Source organism: Streptomyces sp. NPDC054849 (genome assembly GCF_053610945.1).
The window spans coordinates 61,633-79,433 of record NZ_JBSGZI010000004.1 but is presented as its reverse complement, the minus strand read 5'-3'; the positions used below and the strand labels follow the sequence as shown (position 1 = coordinate 79,433).

Sequence of the window (17,801 nt, the reverse complement as noted above, 5' to 3'; positions counted from 1 at the left end):
GTGGACTGGGCCATTGGTACAGTCGCGCCATGGCGGTGGACGAGCTCGACACCAGAATCCTGCGCCTGCTGATCGAGCAGCCGCGCACCAGCGTCCGCGAGTACGCCCGGATCCTCGGCGTCGCGCGCGGCACGCTGCAGGCCCGGCTGGACCGGCTCGAGCGCACGGGCGTGATCACCGGGACCGGGCCGGTGCTCTCCCCCGCCGCGCTGGGGCATCCGGTGCTGGCCTTCGTGCACATCGAGGTCACCCAGGGGCATCTGGACGACGTGGGCGACGCGCTGGCCGCCGTACCGGAGATCATCGAGGCCTTCTCGATCACCGGCGGCGGGGACCTGCTGACCCGTGTGGCCGCCCGGGACAACGCGCATCTGGAGGACGTGATCCAGCGGCTGATCCAGCTGCCGGGCGTGGTCCGCACCCGCACGGAGGTGGCGCTGCGCGAGCGGGTCCCGCACCGGCTGCTGCCGCTGGTCGAATCCGTGGGCCGAAATGCCCGCAAAGCCTGACAGGATGGCCGGTACGGGCCACAAGTAGCAGGGCGGGCAACGGATGACTTCCGTCATATTCGATCTCGACGGCACCCTCGTGGACAGCGAACCGAACTACTACGAGTCCGGGCGCCGCACCCTGGAGAGGCACGGGCTCCGCGATTTCACGTGGGAGCAGCACTCCCCTTTCATCGGCGTAGGCACCCTGGAGACGCTGGAGATCCTCAAGGACCGGTACGGGATCCATGCGCCGGTCGAACGGCTGCCGGCGGAACAGAACGCCGCCTATCTGGAACTGGCCCGCACCCGGACCGAGGTCTTCCCGCAGATGCGCAAGTTCGTCGAGCGGCTGCACGCCGAGGGCGTGCCCATGGCGGTGGCCTCCGGCTCCTCGCGCGAGGCGATCGACGCCGTACTGGAGGGCACCGGGCTGGACGCGCTGCTGAACACCGTGGTCTCCGCCGAGGAGGTCGCGCACGGCAAGCCGCTCCGGACGTGTTCCTGGAGGCGGCCCGCCGGCTCGGCGCCGAGCCCTCCGACTGCGTGGTCGTCGAGGACGCGACGCCGGGGGCGCTGGTCGCCCGCGCTGCGGGCATGGACTGCATCGCGGTCCCGTACGTGGCCGACATCGCCGACGACCCGGCCTTCGCGTCCGTCGGGCTCCTCTTCCCGGGCGGGCAGCCGGAGTTCAGCGCGGACGCGGCGTACGACTGGCTGAGTGCGCGCCGGACGACGTGACGAACCGCCTGGCGGAACGCCTGACCGCCTGACCACCTGACGGAACGCCTGACCGCCTGATCGGCCTGTTCGGCCTGCCCGTCGCAGGGCGCCGCGGGGCGAGCCCGTGAACGGCCCGGTCCGCACTCTGGCGCCGTGCGGAGGCTGCTGTCACCATGCCAGCGTGACCGCGACCCTGCCCCAGGGCACCCGGGACGGCGGACCGCGCCGGTGGCCCCTGCTCGGGAACCTGCCCGCCTTCGCCCGCGATCCACTGGCCTTCTTCGAGTCCCTGCGCGACGACTACGGGGACTGGGTGCCCTGGGCGCTCGGCCCGCAGCGCAACGTCCTGGTCTCCCGGCCCGAGCACGCAGCCGAACTGCTCGGCGCCGTCGAGTCCACCTTCAAGCCGATGGAACTGGGCTGGGCCTTCCACCAGTTGCTCGGCGACGGGGTGGTCGTCGCCACCGGGGACGACTGGCGGCGCAAACGGGCCCTGGTCCAGCCGGCCGTGCGGCCGCGGCAAGTGCGGTCGTACGCCGCCACGATGGTGGAGTGCGCGGACGCGCTGGCCGGCGGCTGGCGCGAGGGCACGCGGATCGACGTGCACCGGGAGATGGCCGGCCTCACCCAGCGGATCGCAGTGCGCACGCTGTTCGGGAGCGACGCCGCCGGCCGGGAGGCGCCCATCAGCGCCGCCATGGCCACGGCTCAGCGGGAACTGGGCGCGGGGTTCAGGGGACTGACGCTGTTCCTGCCACCGTGGGTGCGCACGGCCGGGCGGCGCCGGATGCGGGAGGCAGTGGCGGTCCTCGACCGGGAGATCGAGCACGTCATACGCGAGCACGAAGCGGCCTCGGCGGCCGGCCTGGAACGGGACGACCTGCTGAGCCGGCTGCTCGCGGCCCGCGACGAACACGGCGGCCCGCTGTCCCGCAAGGAGCTGCGGGACGAGTCGATCACCCTGTACATCGGTGGCCACGAGACCACGTCGACCACCCTGACCTGGGCCTGGCAGCTGCTGTCGGGGGCGCCCGAGGCGCGGGCTCGGCTGACGGAGGAGCTGGACCGGGTTCTCGGCGGACGCCTTCCGACGTACGAGGACTACGCACGGCTGCCGTGGACCCGGCAGGTGGTCAAGGAGGCGCTGCGGATCTATCCGCCGATCTGGCTGATCTCGGCCGTGGCAACGGAGGGCGCGAGCATCGGCGGGCGGGCGGTACCGGCGGGGACGGCGGTGTGGATCAGCCCCTGGTCGATGCACCGGGACGAGCGCTGGTTCCCGGACCCGGAGGCCTTCCGCCCTGAGCGGTGGGACGCGGATGCTCCCCATCCGGTGCCCGAGCACGCCTGGTTTCCCTTCGGTGGCGGCCCGCGGGCCTGCCTGGGGGCGCGGTTCGCGCTGGTGGAGGCCGCGCTCGTACTGGCCGTGCTGGGACGGCGGTTCCACCTGGACAGCGGGAGCGAGCGGGCCGGGGTCTTCCCGGGGCTCACCCTGCAGCCGTCCGGGCCGGTCACGGCGACGCTGCGCCGCACCGGCCTGCCGGAACCGGCGGCGGCGTACGGCTCGCTCAAGCCCTGAGCCGACAGCGGCAATGGCCCCGGGCCACGGGCGCGGGCACGGGTCACGGGTCACGGGTCACGGGTCACGGGAAGATCTCGCAGCCTTCGCAAGTTAGTAGAACCGTGAACAATCTGACGTGGAACGTGGACGTGGCGGTCGTCGGCGCCGGCCAGGCGGGGCTGTCCAGCGCCTACCACCTGACCCGGGCGGGGCTCGACCACGTGGTCCTGGACCGCTCGCCCCGCCCCGGCGGGGCCTGGCAGTTCCGCTGGCCCTCGCTCACGTACGGAAGGGTCCACGGGATGCACGCCCTGCCCGGGATGGAGCTGACGGGCGCCGACCCGCTGCGGCCGTCGTCCCAGGTGATCGGGGAGTACTTCGCCGCGTACGAGGACCACTTCGGTCTGCACGTCCGGCGTCCCGTGGACGTGTCGGCCGTACGGGAGGTGGACGGCGGACGACTGCGCGTGGAGACCTCGGCCGGCATCTGGTCGGCCCGGGTCCTGATCAACGCCACCGGGACCTGGGACCGGCCGTTCTGGCCGCGCTACCCGGGTCAGGAGACCTTCCGCGGCCGCCAGCTGCACACCGCGAACTACCCGGGGCCGCAGGAGTTCGCCGGCGCCCGGGTGATCGTCGTGGGCGGCGGCACCTCGGCGGTGCAGCACCTGCTGGAGATCGCCGAGGTGGCGGCGCAGACCACCTGGGCGACCCGGCGGCCCCCGGTCTTCCGTGACGGGAGCTTCGGCGAGGCCGAGGGCCGGGCCGCGGTGGCCCTGGTGGACGAGCGGGTGCGCCGGGGCCTGCCGCCGCAGAGCGTGGTCAGCGTGACGGGACTCCCGCTGAACGACGCCGTCCGGGCGGGTCTGGACTCGGGCGTGCTGGACCGCCGGCCCGTGTTCGACCGGATCACCCCCACGGGCGCCGTGTGGGCGGACGGGAGCCGCGTGGACGCGGACGTCATCCTGTGGGCCACCGGCTTCCGTGCCGCCGTCGACCACCTGGCCCCGCTGCGCCTGCGCGAGCCCGGCGGAGGCATCCGGGTCGAGGGGACCCGGGCCGTGCGCGACGAGCGGATCCACCTCGTCGGATACGGCCCCTCGGCGTCGACCGTCGGCGCCAACCGGGCGGGCGGCGCGGCGGTCCGCGAGATCCGCCGGCTGCTGACCCGCGAGCAGGCGGGTTCGCCCGCGGCCTGACGGGGCCCGCGGGGCCGTCAGCCCGGCCCCGGCGCCTCGACGGGAAACTCCCGGTCCGGGGTGCCGGCCGCGCACGCCCTCGTAGGACCGATCCGGGTCACTGCGCCGCTCATTTCCCGGCTGCAGCCCCCTGGGCTGCACGGGAACCGGCGTGGGCGCGGTTCCTGTTGAACTCCGCCACGTGCTTCTTGTGCTCCTCGTACGTCGCCGAGAAGCGGGTGTCCCCCGGCTTGACGGTGACGAAGAACAACCAGTCGCCGGGAGTCGGCGCGACCGCGGCTGCCATGGCCTGCAATCCCGGGCTGTCGATCGGGGTGGGCGGCAGTCCCTGGCGTTCGTAGGTGTTGAAGGGGCTGTCGATCCGCGTCTCGTTCAGAGTGGTGTCCACGGTGTTGCGGTTCAGCGCGTAGTTGATGGTGGAGTCCATCTGGAGCGGCATCGACTTCGCCAGCCGGTTGTGCACCACCCGTGCGACCTTGCCCATGTCGGCGCGGCCCTCGGCCTCCGCCTCGATGACGCTGGCCAGCGTGGCCGTCTGGTAGGGGGTCATCCCGTGGGCCTTGCCGCCGTCCGCGACGGCCTTGGTGGCGAGCTTCTCGTTCGCGGTGCGCACCATGTACGCGAGGAGGGTGGCCGGGGTGGACTTCGAGGTCACCGGGTACGTCGCCGGGAAGAGGTAGCCCTCCGGGTTCCCCTTGGCCTCCGCGGGCAGGTCCAGCCCGGCGGTGGCCACCGCCGACTTCGTGGATCCGGGCGGGAGCTTCAGCTCGCGGTCGATCGCGGCGTACACCTGGGTGGCCCGCCAGCCCTCGGGGATCACCAACCGGCGTGGCTTCTCGGGCACTTCCCCGCCCCGCAGCATCGGGATCAGGACTGCCGCACCCAGCGCGAGCAGCGTGCCGAAGAAGAGTGCCAGCCGGCCCCGGCGGGTGAGCCGGGAACGGCGCTGCGGCGGCCGGTACTCATGACGCATACGGGAACGCTACCCTGCAAAACGCCAGATTTCCGGCACCCAACCGGTGCGCCGGTCATACGGTCACACATTCACCGGAGCCAGCTGGACCTCCTCGGGCGGCTCCGGCGCCAGCGTGGCGTCCCGGTCCCGGCGTACCAGGGCGGCGTACCGGCCGTCCGCCTTGAGCAGCTCCTCGTGGGTGCCGCGCTCGGCTATCCGGCCCGCGTCCAGGACCACGATCTGGTCGGCGTCGCGGACGGTGGAGAGGCGGTGCGCGATGGTGATGGTGGTGCGACCCGCCGAGAGGTTGTCGATGGCCTGCTGAACGGCGTACTCGGTACGGGTGTCCAGGGCGCTGGTGGCCTCGTCGAGGATCAGCACCGGCGGGTCCCGCAGGATGGTGCGGGCGATGGCGAGGCGCTGCTTCTCGCCACCGGAGAAGCGGTAGCCCCGCTCGCCGACCAGGGTGTCGTACCCGTCGGGCAGGGACGTGATGTGGTCGTGGATCTGGGCCGCGCGGGCCGCCTCGACGATCTCCTCGTCGGTGGCGTCCGGTTTGGCGAAGCGCAGGTTGTCCGCGACCGAGGCGTGGAAGAGGTAGGTCTCCTGGGAGACCACGCCGATGGAGCGGGCCAGCGAGTCGAAGTCGAGGTCGCGCACGTCCACCCCGTCGAGGGCGACCCGTCCGCCGGTCACGTCGTAGAGCCTGGGCACGAGGTAGCTGAGCGTGCTCTTGCCGGAGCCGGTCGGGCCGACGACGGCGAGGGAGCCGCCGGCCGGGACCGTGATGTCGATGCCCGAGAGCGTCGGACCGTTCTTCGCGTCGTACGCGAAGTGCACGTCCTCCAGCCTGACCTCGCCCCGGGCCCGCTCCAGCCGTATCGGCTCGGCGCGTTCGGTGATGTCCACCGGCAGGTCGAGGTACTCGAAGATGCGGGCGAACAGCGCGAGCGAGGTCTGTATCTGCACGCCGGTCGACAACAGGCTCACGGCGGGCCGGAAGAGGCCCTGCTGGAGGGTCACGAAGGCGACGAGGGTGCCGACGGAGAGCGAGGGGGCGCCGGTCTGGAGGGCGATACCGGCGGCCCAGTAGATGAGCGCGGGCATCGCGGCCATGACGATGCCGATGGTGGACATCCGCCAGCGCCCGGCCATGCTGGAGCGCACTTCGAGGTCGACGAGTTTCTCGGACTCCGCGGAGAAGGCGGCGGTGAGTGACTCGGAGCGGCCCATCGTGCGGCCCAGCAGGATCCCGCTCACCGAAAGCGACTCGGTGACCGTCGCGGCCATGGCGGCCATCTGCTTCTGCCGCTTCGTGGTGATCCTCTTGCGCTCGCGGCCGACCCGCCGGCTGATCCACACGAAGACGGGGAGCAGGAGCAGCGAGACGAGGGTGAGCCGCCAGTCGAGCGCGAGCATGGCGACCAGGGAGGCTATGACGATCGTCAGGTTCGAGACGAGCGAGGTAGCGGTGGAGGTGACGGTCGCCTGCATGCCGCCGATGTCATTGGCGATGCGGGACTGCACCTCTCCGGTGCGGGTCCGGGTGAAGAAGGCCAGCGGCATCCGCTGCAGCTGTGCGTAGACGGCGGTGCGCAGGTCGTGCATGACGCGCTGACCGACGGTCGTGGAGATCAGCGTCTGGAGTACGCCGAAGACGCTGGTGACGACGGCGGTGAGGATCATGCCGAGGACGAGCAGGGTGAGCAGCCCGGTGCGGCCCTGCGGGATCGCGACGTCGAGTATCTCCCTGAGGAGGAACGGCGAGGCGACGCCGACCAGCGAGGAGGCGCCGACGAGCAGGCCGACGACGGCGAGCCTGCCGCGGTAGGGCCGGAACAGGGCCACGATCCGGCGCAGTTCCCGCGGCTGCTCGGCCGGGGCGGGGCGGCGTGGGTCCAGGGGGTCTTTCGATGGGGTCCACTTCGGTTCGTCGTGTGGCATGGGCACCCTCTCGGGGTCGGGAAGTCAGGGGTCGAAGTCGTCGCGGAGCCGGTTTCGGCAGGGTCGCTGCCATTGGAGCACAGGTCATTGTTACCTATACTCACAATGAACGGCCTCCTGATATTGTTCCCGCATGAGCTCCGCCTCCGACACCGATCGCCTCCTCGCCGAACAGCTCCTGCGCCTGACGCGCAGGCTCCACCGGATCCAGAAGCGACACATGGTGCCGCTCGGGATCACTCCCGCCCAGGGTCGGCTGCTGCGCCTGGTCTCGCATTACGAGGGAGAGCAGGCACCCCGGATGGCGGATCTGGCGGCCCGGCTGGAGGTCGTCCCCCGCGCGGTGACCACTCTGGTGGACGGCCTGGAGGCGGCCGCGTGCGTGCGGCGCGCGCCCGACCCCGCGAACCGCCGCGTCATCAGGATCGAGCTCACCGACACCGGCCGCGCCACGCTGCGCCGTCTGCGCAACGCGCGAACCGACGCGGCGGAGGAGATCCTGGCTCCGTTGACCGCCGACCAGCGCGAAGTGCTCGGCGGCCTGCTGAACGCCCTGTCGGACGCGCCGGCGGAGCGCACCTGCTGAGTAGGCCACTCGTGGGCCGCGATGAGGCGAGGGGTCGCACATGCCGCTGCTCGAACCGAAGCCGGGGGCCCTGCGTCCCCACAGCCTCCGCGGCCCCTCCCCCGACCGGGTCCCCCGGCACCGGGCCGCCGGCACCCCGGAGCCGCTGCGCACCGAGCTGACCGAGCTCCTGGGCGCCGGGAAGGTGCTGTGGAAGGTCTCCGACCTGGTCCGTTACGCCTCCGACGCCTCCCCCTACCGCTTCGTGCCGCAGGTTGTGGTGATCGCGGAGGACCTCGACGACGTCTCCGCGGTGCTGTCGTACGCCCACGGCCGCCGGCGCGAGGTGGTCTTCCGCGCCGCCGGGACCTCGCTCAACGGCCAGGCCCAGGGCGAGGACGTCCTGGTCGACGTGCGCCGCCACTGGGCCGGGATCGAGGTGCTGGAGGAGGGCCGGCGGGCCCGGATCCGGCCGGGCACCACCGTCATGCGGGCCAACGCCGCCCTGGCCCGCCACGGCCGGATTCTCGGCCCCGACCCCGCCAGCGCCATCGCCTGCACCCTCGGCGGGGTCGTCGCCAACAACGCGTCCGGCATGACGGCCGGCACCACGAGGAACTCCTACCGCACACTCTCCTCCCTCACCTTCGTCCTGCCCGGCGGCACCGTCGTGGACACGGCCGACCCGCTGGCCGACGAGGAGCTCGCGCGCGCCGAACCGGCCCTGTGCCAGGGGCTGATGGAGATCAAGAAGGAGATCGAGGCCGATCCCGGGCTGGTCGCCCGGATCCGCGCCAAGTACGAGATCAAGAACACCACCGGCTACCGCCTCGACGCCTACCTGGACGGCAACACGCCCGTCGAGATCCTGCGGGGCCTCATGGTCGGATCGGAGGGCACGCTCGGCTTCATCGCCGAGACCGTCTTCGACACCCTCCCCCTGGACCGCGAGGTCTGCTCCGCCCTGCTGTTCTTCCCCTCGCTGCCCGCCGCGGCGGCCGCCGTGCCGCGCTTCACGGAGGCGGGCGCCCTCGCCGTCGAGCTGATGGACGGCAACACCCTGCGCGCCTCGGTCAGCGTCGAGGGGGTTCCGGCCGACTGGGCGGACCTGCCCAGGGAGACCACCGCCCTGCTCGTGGAGTTCCGTGCACCGGACGCGGCCGGCCGGGACGCCTGCGCACGCCGGGCGGCGCAGGCCCTCGCCGGGCTCGGCCTGGTCTCGCCGGTGGCCTCGGTCACCAATGCGTTCACCAGCGACCCGAAGACCGTGGGCGGCTACTGGAAGGCCCGCAAGGCCTTCGTCACCGCCGTCGGCGGGGCCCGCGCCTGCGGCACGACCCTGATCACCGAGGATTTCGCGGTGCCGCCGTCCCGGCTGGCCGAGGCCTGCGAGGCGCTCCTCGAACTCCAGGCGGAGCACGGCTTCGACGCGGCCGTCGCCGGTCACGCGGCCCACGGCAACCTGCACTTCCTGCTCGCCTTCGACGCCGCCGACCCCTCCGACGTCGCGCGGTACGGCGCCTTCATGGAAGCCTTCTGCCGACTCACCGTGGAACGGTTCGACGGCTCGCTGAAGGCCGAGCACTCCACCGGCCGCAACATGGCCCCCTTCCTGGAACTGGAGTGGGGGCCCAGGGCCACCGAGCTGATGTGGCGCACCAAGCGGGTCGTCGACCCGGCCGGCGTCCTCGCCCCGCGCATCCTCCTCGACCGCGACCCGCGGGCCCACCTGCGCGGCCTGAAGACGATCCCGCAGGTGGAAGCAGTGGCGGACCCCTGCATCGAGTGCGGCTTCTGCGAACCGACCTGCCCCAGCCAGGATCTTACGACCACTCCCCGCCAGCGGATCGTGCTGCGCCGGGAGATGATGCGCCAGCCGCCCGGCTCCCCCGTGCTGGACGGGCTGCTGGACGCCTACGGCTACGACGCGGTGGACACCTGCGCGGGCGATTCGACCTGCAGGCTCGCCTGCCCGGTCGGCATCGACACCGGGGCGCTGATGAAGGACTTCCGCCACCGTCGGCACAGCCCGCGCGAGGAGGCCGCCGCAGCGCTGGCCGCGCGGCGGTTCGCAACCGTCGAGGCCGCGGCCCGGCTGGCCGTGGCCGCCGCCGACAAGATCACTCATCGGATCGGTGACGGGTTCCTCACGGCCGTGACGGGCGCCGCGCGCAAGGCCGTACGACCGGACCTGGTCCCGCAGTGGCTGCCTCGGATGCCCGGCGCCGCCGCGCGCAGCATGCCCGCGACGCGGCGGGTGGGCGCCGCGGCCGTCTACTACCCGGCCTGCGTCAACCGGATCTTCGGCGGACCGCGGGACCGGCCGGGTCCCTCCCTGCCGGAGGCCGTCGTGGCCGTGTCGGAGCGGGCCGGGAAGCCGGTCTGGATCCCCGGGGATGTGCGCGGCACCTGCTGCGCGACGATCTGGCACTCCAAGGGCTACGAGGCGGGGAACCGGGTCATGGCCAACCGGATCGTCGAGGCGGCCTGGGGCTGGACGGCCGGCGGACAGCTGCCGCTGGTCGTCGACGCCTCGTCCTGCACCCTGGGCCTCGCGCACGAGGTGATCCCGTATCTGACGGAGGAGAACCGGGCACTGCACGTGCAGCTGCGGATCGTCGACTCGATCGTGTGGGCCGCGGAAGAGCTGCTGCCGCATCTGGAGATCCGGCGCACGGTGGGCTCGGCCGTGCTCCACCCCACCTGCTCGATGCGGCACTTGGGCGACGAGGCGCAGCTGCGCGCGGTCGCCGCGGCATGCGCGGAGGAAGTGCTGGTCCCGGACGACGCGGGCTGCTGCGCCTTCGCGGGTGACCGCGGCATGCTGCATCCGGAGCTGGCGGCCTCGGCTACGGGGCGCGAGGCGGCGGAGGTGACCGCGCGGGACTTCGACGCACACGTGTCGGCGAACCGGATGTGCGAGCTGGGCATGGAACGGGCCACCGGGCGAAGCTACTGTTCCGCTCTGATCGAACTGGAGCACGCCAGTCGCCCGTGAGCGCCGGTGTGCGCGGCCCTGTGACCAGGCGCCGAGCCGCCGTCCGGGGCCGTAAGCCTCTTCGCCGCAGGCTTCGGCCGACGGAAAATCGATTGCCCGGGTCGGGTCCGGAAGGCGAACCTTGCACGGTTTGAACCACTCGACCAGTCATGGGGCGTCATGCAGATCAGCGATCTTCCGTATCCGGATCCGGGGGAACCCGACGCTCGTTCCGGGCCCCGCTTCCTCCTGTGGCTGGGGCGTGGTCAACTCGGTGGACAGCTCAAGAGCCTGGGCTGGGGGATGCTGCACTTCTCCGGGATCGCCGGGCTGCCGTACACCGTGGGCCTGGGCGTCGACGCGGTCGTCGAACGCGCCCCGGACCGGCTGCTGCTCGTCGGCGCGCTGCTCGTCCTGATCGGCGTCGCCATCTCGGTCGGGGACGCCATGCTCCACCGCACGGCCGTCACCAACTGGATCACCGCCGCCGCGCGCGTGCAGCAGCTGCTCGCACGCAAGACCGCCGAACTGGGCTCGGCCCTGACCCGACGGGTCGCCGCGGGTGAGGTCGTGGCGGTGTCCACCGGCGACGTGGAGAAGATCGGCTGGTTCGTCGAGGCGGTCTCTCGCTTCCTCGCGGCCGTCTTCGCCATCGTCCTCGTCTGCGTCGGGCTGCTGTTCTACGCGCCGGAGCTCGGCGTGGTCGTCGCTATCGGCGTGCCGCTGATCGCCCTGGCCTCACTGCCGCTGCTGCCGCGCGCCACCCGCCGCGCCGACATCCAGCGGGAGAAGGCGGGCAAGGCCACCGAGCTGGCCTCCGACACCGTCGCCGGTCTGCGCGTCCTGCGCGGCATCGGGGGCGAGGAGTTGTTCCTCGGCCGCTACCGCGAGGCCTCCCAGGAGGTCCGCAAGGCCGCCGTGCGCAGTGCCCGGATGTGGGCGCTGATCTCCGCGATCCAGGTGCTGCTCCCGGGTGCGCTGCTGATCACGGTGATCTGGTACGGCGCCACGCTCGTCGTGGACGGGCGGATCGCCGTGGGTGAACTCGTCGCGGCGTTCAGCGCGGTGGCGACACTGCTCTACCCGCTGCGGCACTTCGAGGAGATCGCCATGGCGTACTCCTTCTCTCGCCCCTCCGCCAAGCGCGCCGCCCGGGTGCTGTCGCTGACCCGGACGGACGCCCCCGAGCAGCCCGCGCACGCCGAGACGGTGCAGGCACCGGCCGCGGGAGGGGACCTGTACGACCCGCAGACCGGGCTGCTGGCCCCCGCGGGCCGGCTCACCGCCGTCGTGTGCGGCGACCCGGACCTGGCGGGCCGCCTCGCGGAACGTCTGGGCGGCCATCCCATGGACGAGGGCGGCGATGCGGAGCCCGGCGGGCCGTCGGTGCTCCTCGGCGGGGTCGCGCTGGACGAGCTCGCGCTGGACACCGCGCGCACGCTGGTCCTCGTCCAGGACAAGGACCCGGTGCTGCTGTCGGGAACCCTGCGCGAGCTGTTCGACGTACCGGCCTCCGGCGCGGTCGAGGCCGCGGCAGCTCTGGGGGCGGCCCAGTGCGCGGACGTCCTGGACGCGCTGCTGCAGTCGGCGCCGGAGGGTGTCGACGACCCCATGGACGCGCGGATCACCGAGCGCGGCCGGTCCCTGTCGGGCGGGCAGCGCCAGCGTCTCGCTCTCGCGCGGTCCCTGGTCACCGACCCGGAGGTGCTGGTGCTCGACGAGCCGACCTCCGCGGTCGACTCGCACACCGAGGCGCGGATCGCGGACGGTGTGGCGGCTCTGCGCGCCGGACGCACCACGGTGGTCCTGGCGTCCTCGCCGCTGCTGCTGGACCGCGCGGACCGGGTCGTGCTCATCGACGCGGGCGCGGTCGCGGCGATCGGCACGCATCGCGAGCTGTTGCAGCGTGAGCCGCGTTACCGGGCGGTCGTCACCCGCGAGACGGACGAGGAGCAGCGGCTCGCCGGGCTCGAGATGACAGAGCTGGAAGAAGCACTCACAGAGATCGAGGAATCCGCATGATCGGCGTGGCGCCACCGGAATACGATCCGGCGGCCCCCGAGTCGGCCGCGACCCTGCCCGTGGGCACGTCGGCGACCGTACGGGGCTACGTGCGCGGCCTGTTCCGGCGCCACCGGCGGGCCTTCGTGGTGCTGGTGAGCGTCAACGCGGTCGCGGTGATCGCCTCCATGGCCGGTCCGTACCTGTTGGGCCGGATCGTGGACGATCTCGCGGCGGGGGTGCGCGAACTCCATCTGGGGCGCGTGGCGCTGCTGTTCGCGCTGGCGCTCGCCGTCCAGACGTTCTTCGTCCGGCTGGTCCGGCTGCGCGGGGCGATGCTGGGCGAGGAGATGCTGGCCGATCTGCGCGAGGACTTCCTGGTGCGGTCGGTGGGGCTGCCGCCCGGTGTCCTGGAGCGGGCCGGTACCGGTGACCTGCTGTCCCGGATCACCACCGACATCGACCGGCTGGCCAACGCCATGCGTGAGGCCGTACCGCAGCTGGCCATCGGAGTGGTGTGGGCGGGGCTGCTCTTCGGGGCGCTCGCGGTGACCGCGCCGCCGCTCGCGCTGGCCGCGCTGGTGGCGCTGCCGGTGCTGGTGATCGGCTGCCGCTGGTACTTCCGGCGCGCGCCGTCGGCGTACCGCTCGGAGGCGGCCGGCTATGCGGCGGTCTCGGCCGTGCTCACCGAGACGGTGGACGCGGGCCGCACGGTCGAGGCGCACCGCCTCGGGCCGGACCGGATCGCCCTGTCGGAGCGGCGGATCACGCAGTGGGTCGCGTGGGAGCGCTACACGTTGTTCCTGCGGACGGTCCTCTTCCCGGTCATCAACGTCACCTTCGTGACGATCCTCGGCTCCGTGCTGATGATCGGCGGATACTGCGTGCTGCGGGGTTGGATGTCGGTGGGGCAGCTGACCACGGGCGCACTACTGGCGCAGATGCTGGTCGACCCGATCGGTCTGATCCTGCGCTGGTACGACGAACTGCAGGTCGCCCAGGTCTCGCTGGGCCGCCTGGTCGGCGTCCGGGAGATCGAACCGGACGCGGGGGACGCGAAGGTGGCTCCCGAGGGCCGGGACGTCAGGGCGCAGGAGGTCCACTTCGGCTACCGGGAGGGGGTGGACGTCCTGCACAAGGTGTCGATGTCCGTGCCGCCCGGCACCCGGATGGCGCTCGTCGGGCCCTCGGGCGCAGGCAAGTCCACCCTGGGACGGCTGCTCGCGGGCATCTACGCACCCCGGACCGGCGAGGTCACCCTCGGCGGGGCGCAGCTGTCGCGGATGCCGGCGGAGCGGGTGCGCGAGCACGTGGCACTGGTCAACCAGGAACACCACGTGTTCGTCGGCTCCCTGCGCGACAACCTCCGCCTCGCGCGGACGGGCGCCGGGGACGCGGAGCTGTGGGCCGCGCTGGGCGCGGTGGACGCGGACGGCTGGGCGCGGGCCCTGGAGGCCGGTCTGGACACCGAGGTCGGCTCCGGCAGCACGTCGCTGACCCCGGCGCAGGCGCAGCAGATCGCGCTGGCCCGGCTGGTGCTGGCGGACCCGCACACGCTGGTGCTGGACGAGGCGACCTCGCTGCTGGATCCGCGGGCGGCACGGCACTTGGAGCGCTCGCTGGCCCGGGTGCTGGACGGCCGTACGGTCATCGCCATCGCCCACCGGCTGCACACCGCGCACGACGCGGACGTGATCGCGGTGGTCGAGGGCGGCCGGATCAGCGAACTGGGCTCGCACGACGAGCTGGTCGCGGCCGACGGGGCGTACGCGGCGCTGTGGCGGTCCTGGCACGGGTGACCACGCGCTGCGGGGCGGGTCCGGACCCAACGGTCCGACCCGCCTCGCAGCGTCCCTCCGGCCCCTCGCCGGATCCAGGGCCTAGATGAACCCGAGGGCCGACGCCCCGCCGAAGCCGCCCAGCAGGACGAACACCGGCATCAGGACCTTGAGCTCCACCCAGCTGCCGGCCCGGAAGCGGATCGGCTTCGGCGGGCCGACCGGATACCAGCGCTTCCCTGCAATCGGGATGGGCCACAGGACCGGGCAGCCGGACACGGTCAGCGAGTCGCCGATGTCGTGGACCAGGGCACCGAGCACGATCGGCAGACCGAGCCAGAGGTACTCCTGGCCCGGTCCGGTGAACAGCCAGTTCGCTCCGTTGCCGGGCTGGTCGAGTACGCCCGCAAGGATCCAGGCGCTGGTGGCGCCGAGCAGCCAGACCAGGACGTCGCTGGACATCCGGGCCGCGCGCCACAGCAGGCCTTCGACCGCCAGCACCAGGTGTACGAAGAGCAGCGCGAGGACGCCCCAGCGGTCGGTGCTCACGGCGAGCACCGAGGCGCCGCCGCCGATCAGGACCGCCCAGAGCCAGGTGTGCGTCAGCGTGCGGTGGCCGCCGGTGCGGCGCGCGTCCTTCTTGGAGCGGGTGGCCTTGTAGACGGCATAGGAGATCTTGTCGACCACCTCGCACAGGCCTCGGGAGAGCGGGCCGAATGCGCGCGAGATCGTCGCCGACTTGTGGTCGAGGTCGGGGGCGAGGGCCGCCCCGGCGCAGATCAGCGCGCCGACGACGAGGACCGGCCAGGGCATGGGGTGACCGGCGGCCGCGGTCGCCGCTCCCACCCCCAGCCACGCCGCCGCCCCTGACAATGAGTGCGCCGGACCCATCATGGTCGTTTCCCCGCCCCGGTGGTGTGTGCTCGGGCCCTGCCGACTGTTTCGTTCGGGCCTCATCGACGGCACAGCGTACCGGCGGTGATCTTCGTTCCGTCCGCCGGTTCCCTGATCCGGGGGGAAGCCAGGCAAGATGGGGGGTGTGACCCTCATTGATCAGCTCCCGCCGAACGCCGACCCCGATGCCCTCTTCGAGGCTTTCTCCTCGTGGGCGGAGGACCAGGGCATCACCCTGTACCCGGCTCAGGAGGAGGCGTTGATCGAGGTCGTCTCCGGGGCGAACGTGATCCTCTCCACCCCGACCGGCTCCGGCAAGAGCCTGGTCGCGGCCGGCGCGCACTTCACCGCCCTGGCCCAGGACAAGGTCACCTTCTACACCGCCCCGATCAAGGCGCTGGTGTCGGAGAAGTTCTTCGACCTGTGCAAACTCTTCGGCACGGAGAACGTCGGCATGCTGACCGGCGACGCCTCCGTGAACGCGGACGCCCCGGTGATCTGCTGCACCGCCGAGGTGCTGGCCTCCATCGCCCTGCGCGACGGCAAGCACGCCGACATCGGCCAGGTCGTGATGGACGAGTTCCACTTCTATGCCGAGCCGGACCGCGGCTGGGCCTGGCAGATTCCGCTGCTGGAGCTGCCGCAGGCACAGTTCGTCCTGATGTCCGCGACCCTCGGCGACATGAAGCGGTTCGAGGAGGACCTGACCCGGCGCACCGGCCGGCCCACCACGGTGGTCCGCTCCGCGACCCGGCCCGTCCCCCTGTCCTACGAGTACGTCACCACACCGATCACCGACACGATCACGGAGCTGCTGGAGACCCGGCAGGCCCCCGTCTACATCGTCCACTTCACCCAGGCCCAGGCGGTCGAGCGGGCGCAGTCGCTCATGAGCATCAACATGTGCACCCGCGAGGAGAAGGACAAGATCGCCGATCTCATCGGCAACTTCCGCTTCACCACCAAATTCGGCCAGAACCTCTCCCGCTACGTCCGGCACGGCATCGGCGTGCACCACGCCGGCATGCTCCCCAAGTACCGGCGCCTGGTCGAGAAGCTCGCCCAGGCGGGCCTGCTGAAGGTCATCTGCGGGACCGACACCCTCGGCGTCGGCGTGAACGTCCCGATCCGCACGGTGCTGTTCACCGCGCTCACCAAGTACGACGGCAACCGGGTCCGCACGCTGCGCGCCCGTGAGTTCCACCAGATCGCCGGCCGTGCCGGCCGGGCCGGCTTCGACACGGCGGGCTATGTGGTCGCCCAGGCGCCCGAGCACGTCATCGAGAACGAGAAGGCGCTCGCGAAGGCGGGCGACGACCCGAAGAAGCGCCGCAAGGTGGTGCGCAAGAAGGCTCCCGAGGGCTTCGTCGCCTGGTCGGACACCACCTTCGAGAAGCTCATCGCCGCCGACCCGGAGGCGCTGACCTCGCGCTTCAAGGTCACCAACATCATGCTGTTGTCGGTCATCGCCCGGCCGGGCGATGCCTTCCAGGCGATGCGCCACCTCCTCGAGGACAACCACGAGCCCCGCAAGGCCCAGCTGCGGCACATCCGCCGGGCCATCGCGATCTACCGCTCGCTGCTGGATGGCGGTGTCGTCGAGAAGCTCGACACCCCGGACGCGGAGGGCCGCACCATCCGGCTCACCGTCGACCTGCAGCAGGACTTCGCGCTCAACCAGCCGCTGTCCACCTTCGCGCTGGCCTCCTTCGACCTGCTGGACCCGGAGTCCCCCTCCTACGCCCTGGACATGGTCTCCGTCGTGGAGTCCACGCTGGACGACCCGCGTCAGATCCTGGCCGCCCAGCAGAACAAGGAACGCGGCATCACGGTCGGCCAGATGAAGGCCGACGGGATCGAGTACGAGGAGCGGATGGAGCGGCTCCAGGACGTCACCTATCCCAAGCCGCTGGAGGAACTGCTCTTCCACGCCTACGACGTCTACGCCAAGAGCCACCCGTGGGTGCGCGACCACCCCGTCTCCCCGAAGTCGATCATCCGCGACATGTACGAACGCGCGATGACCTTCACCGAGTTCACCTCCTTCTACGAGCTGGCCCGCACCGAGGGCATCGTCCTGCGCTACCTGGCGAGCGCGTTCAAGGCGCTCGACCACACCATCCCCGACGACCTCAAGTCCGAGGACCTCCAGGACCTGATCGCCTGGCTCGGCGAACTGGTCCGACAGGTCGACTCCAGCCTGCTGGACGAGTGGGAGCAGCTGGCGAACCCGGAGGTGGAGACGGCGGAGCAGGCCCAGGAGAAGGCCGACCAGGTCAAGCCGGTCACCGCGAACTCGCGCGCCTTCCGCGTCCTGGTCCGCAACGCCATGTTCCGCCGGGTGGAGCTGGCCGCCCTCGACCACGTCAACGTGCTGGGCGAGCTCGACGCCGAGTCCGGCTGGGACGCCGACGCCTGGGGCGAGGCCATGGACGGGTACTGGGACGAGTACGACGACCTGGGCACCGGCCCCGACGCGCGCGGCCCGAAGCTGCTGCAGATCGAGGAGGACCCGGCGCACGGCCTGTGGCGCGTCCGCCAGACCTTCGCCGACCCCAGCGGGGACCATGGCTGGGGCATCAGCGCCGAGGTCGACCTTGCGGCCTCCGACGAGGAGGCCCGGGCGGTCATCCGGGTCACCTCGGTCGGTGAGCTCGGAGCGCTCTGACCGTCCGCCGTATCCCGCACGAACCGCAGACTCCTGTTTCCCGCCGGC

11 protein-coding genes and 1 pseudogene are annotated in these 17,801 nt (G+C 72.1%); 9 read left to right on the top strand and 3 right to left on the bottom strand.

What is annotated here, in order from left to right; translation table 11 throughout:
* The first annotated feature begins 29 nt into the window (after positions 1-29).
* From ACWGIF_RS03315 to ACWGIF_RS03300, 4 genes and pseudogenes are all read left to right on the top strand, one after another.
* Positions 30-509: an Lrp/AsnC family transcriptional regulator gene (locus ACWGIF_RS03315; RefSeq protein WP_453490283.1), complete on the top strand. Its 480-nt coding sequence runs from the start codon at positions 30-32 to the stop codon at positions 507-509.
* Positions 510-552: 43 nt separating this feature from the next.
* Positions 553-1,229: pseudogene (locus ACWGIF_RS03310) on the top strand (HAD family hydrolase).
* Positions 1,230-1,392: 163 nt separating this feature from the next.
* On the top strand, positions 1,393-2,790 hold the full coding sequence (locus tag ACWGIF_RS03305; RefSeq protein WP_453490280.1) for a cytochrome P450: 1,398 nt from the start codon (positions 1,393-1,395) through the stop codon (positions 2,788-2,790).
* A 104-nt stretch (positions 2,791-2,894) separates the two neighbouring features.
* The gene (locus ACWGIF_RS03300) at positions 2,895-3,971 is read left to right on the top strand and encodes an FAD-dependent oxidoreductase (RefSeq protein ID WP_453490277.1); all 1,077 of its coding nucleotides are present in this window, start codon (positions 2,895-2,897) and stop codon (positions 3,969-3,971) included.
* 109 nt (positions 3,972-4,080) lie between these two features.
* Here ACWGIF_RS03300 and mltG read toward each other — a convergent pair whose 3' ends face one another.
* Together mltG and ACWGIF_RS03290 are read right to left on the bottom strand one after the other, a co-directional pair.
* Entirely contained in the window at positions 4,081-4,944 is an 864-nt protein-coding gene (gene mltG, locus ACWGIF_RS03295; protein ID WP_453490274.1) for an endolytic transglycosylase MltG, read from the bottom strand.
* A gap of 63 nt (positions 4,945-5,007) precedes the next feature.
* Complete coding sequence (locus tag ACWGIF_RS03290; RefSeq protein WP_453490271.1) at positions 5,008-6,870, bottom strand: ABC transporter ATP-binding protein; 1,863 nt, start codon at positions 6,868-6,870, stop codon at positions 5,008-5,010.
* Between the two features lie 133 nt (positions 6,871-7,003).
* Here ACWGIF_RS03290 and ACWGIF_RS03285 point away from each other — a divergent pair, with 133 nt between their 5' ends.
* From ACWGIF_RS03285 to ACWGIF_RS03270, 4 genes are all read left to right on the top strand, one after another.
* Positions 7,004-7,456: a MarR family winged helix-turn-helix transcriptional regulator gene (locus ACWGIF_RS03285; RefSeq protein ID WP_453490268.1), complete on the top strand. Its 453-nt coding sequence runs from the start codon at positions 7,004-7,006 to the stop codon at positions 7,454-7,456.
* A gap of 40 nt (positions 7,457-7,496) precedes the next feature.
* Positions 7,497-10,433: an FAD-binding and (Fe-S)-binding domain-containing protein gene (locus ACWGIF_RS03280; protein WP_453490265.1), complete on the top strand. Its 2,937-nt coding sequence runs from the start codon at positions 7,497-7,499 to the stop codon at positions 10,431-10,433.
* Between the two features lie 159 nt (positions 10,434-10,592).
* Complete coding sequence (locus ACWGIF_RS03275) at positions 10,593-12,434, top strand: ABC transporter ATP-binding protein (protein WP_453490262.1); 1,842 nt, start codon at positions 10,593-10,595, stop codon at positions 12,432-12,434.
* Positions 12,431-14,212 carry an ABC transporter ATP-binding protein gene (locus ACWGIF_RS03270; protein ID WP_453490259.1) on the top strand — a complete coding sequence of 594 codons (1,782 nt, stop codon included), beginning with the start codon at positions 12,431-12,433 and terminating at the stop codon, positions 14,210-14,212. The genes ACWGIF_RS03275 and ACWGIF_RS03270 overlap by 4 nt, the downstream gene beginning before the upstream one ends.
* Positions 14,213-14,293: 81 nt before the next feature.
* Here ACWGIF_RS03270 and ACWGIF_RS03265 read toward each other — a convergent pair whose 3' ends face one another.
* Positions 14,294-15,085 (bottom strand): metal-dependent hydrolase, encoded by a 792-nt coding sequence (locus tag ACWGIF_RS03265; RefSeq protein ID WP_453490256.1) that lies wholly within the window; start codon positions 15,083-15,085, stop codon positions 14,294-14,296.
* 145 nt (positions 15,086-15,230) lie between these two features.
* On the opposite strand from ACWGIF_RS03265, the gene ACWGIF_RS03260 reads away from it, so the two are divergent.
* Complete coding sequence (locus ACWGIF_RS03260; protein ID WP_453490253.1) at positions 15,231-17,753, top strand: DEAD/DEAH box helicase; 2,523 nt, start codon at positions 15,231-15,233, stop codon at positions 17,751-17,753.
* Positions 17,754-17,801: the final 48 nt, after the last annotated feature.

What these genes read in the sequence shown, in the direction of transcription:
- ACWGIF_RS03315 (WP_453490283.1), top strand. Translation starts at nt 30, where the DNA reads ATGGCGGTGGACGAGCTCGACACCAGAATCCTGCGCCTGCTGATCGAG.
- mltG (WP_453490274.1), bottom strand. Translation starts at nt 4,944, where the DNA reads ATGCGTCATGAGTACCGGCCGCCGCAGCGCCGTTCCCGGCTCACCCGC.
- ACWGIF_RS03290 (WP_453490271.1), bottom strand. Translation starts at nt 6,870, where the DNA reads ATGCCACACGACGAACCGAAGTGGACCCCATCGAAAGACCCCCTGGAC.
- ACWGIF_RS03285 (WP_453490268.1), top strand. Translation starts at nt 7,004, where the DNA reads ATGAGCTCCGCCTCCGACACCGATCGCCTCCTCGCCGAACAGCTCCTG.
- ACWGIF_RS03280 (WP_453490265.1), top strand. Translation starts at nt 7,497, where the DNA reads ATGCCGCTGCTCGAACCGAAGCCGGGGGCCCTGCGTCCCCACAGCCTC.
- ACWGIF_RS03275 (WP_453490262.1), top strand. Translation starts at nt 10,593, where the DNA reads ATGCAGATCAGCGATCTTCCGTATCCGGATCCGGGGGAACCCGACGCT.
- ACWGIF_RS03270 (WP_453490259.1), top strand. Translation starts at nt 12,431, where the DNA reads ATGATCGGCGTGGCGCCACCGGAATACGATCCGGCGGCCCCCGAGTCG.
- ACWGIF_RS03265 (WP_453490256.1), bottom strand. Translation starts at nt 15,085, where the DNA reads ATGATGGGTCCGGCGCACTCATTGTCAGGGGCGGCGGCGTGGCTGGGG.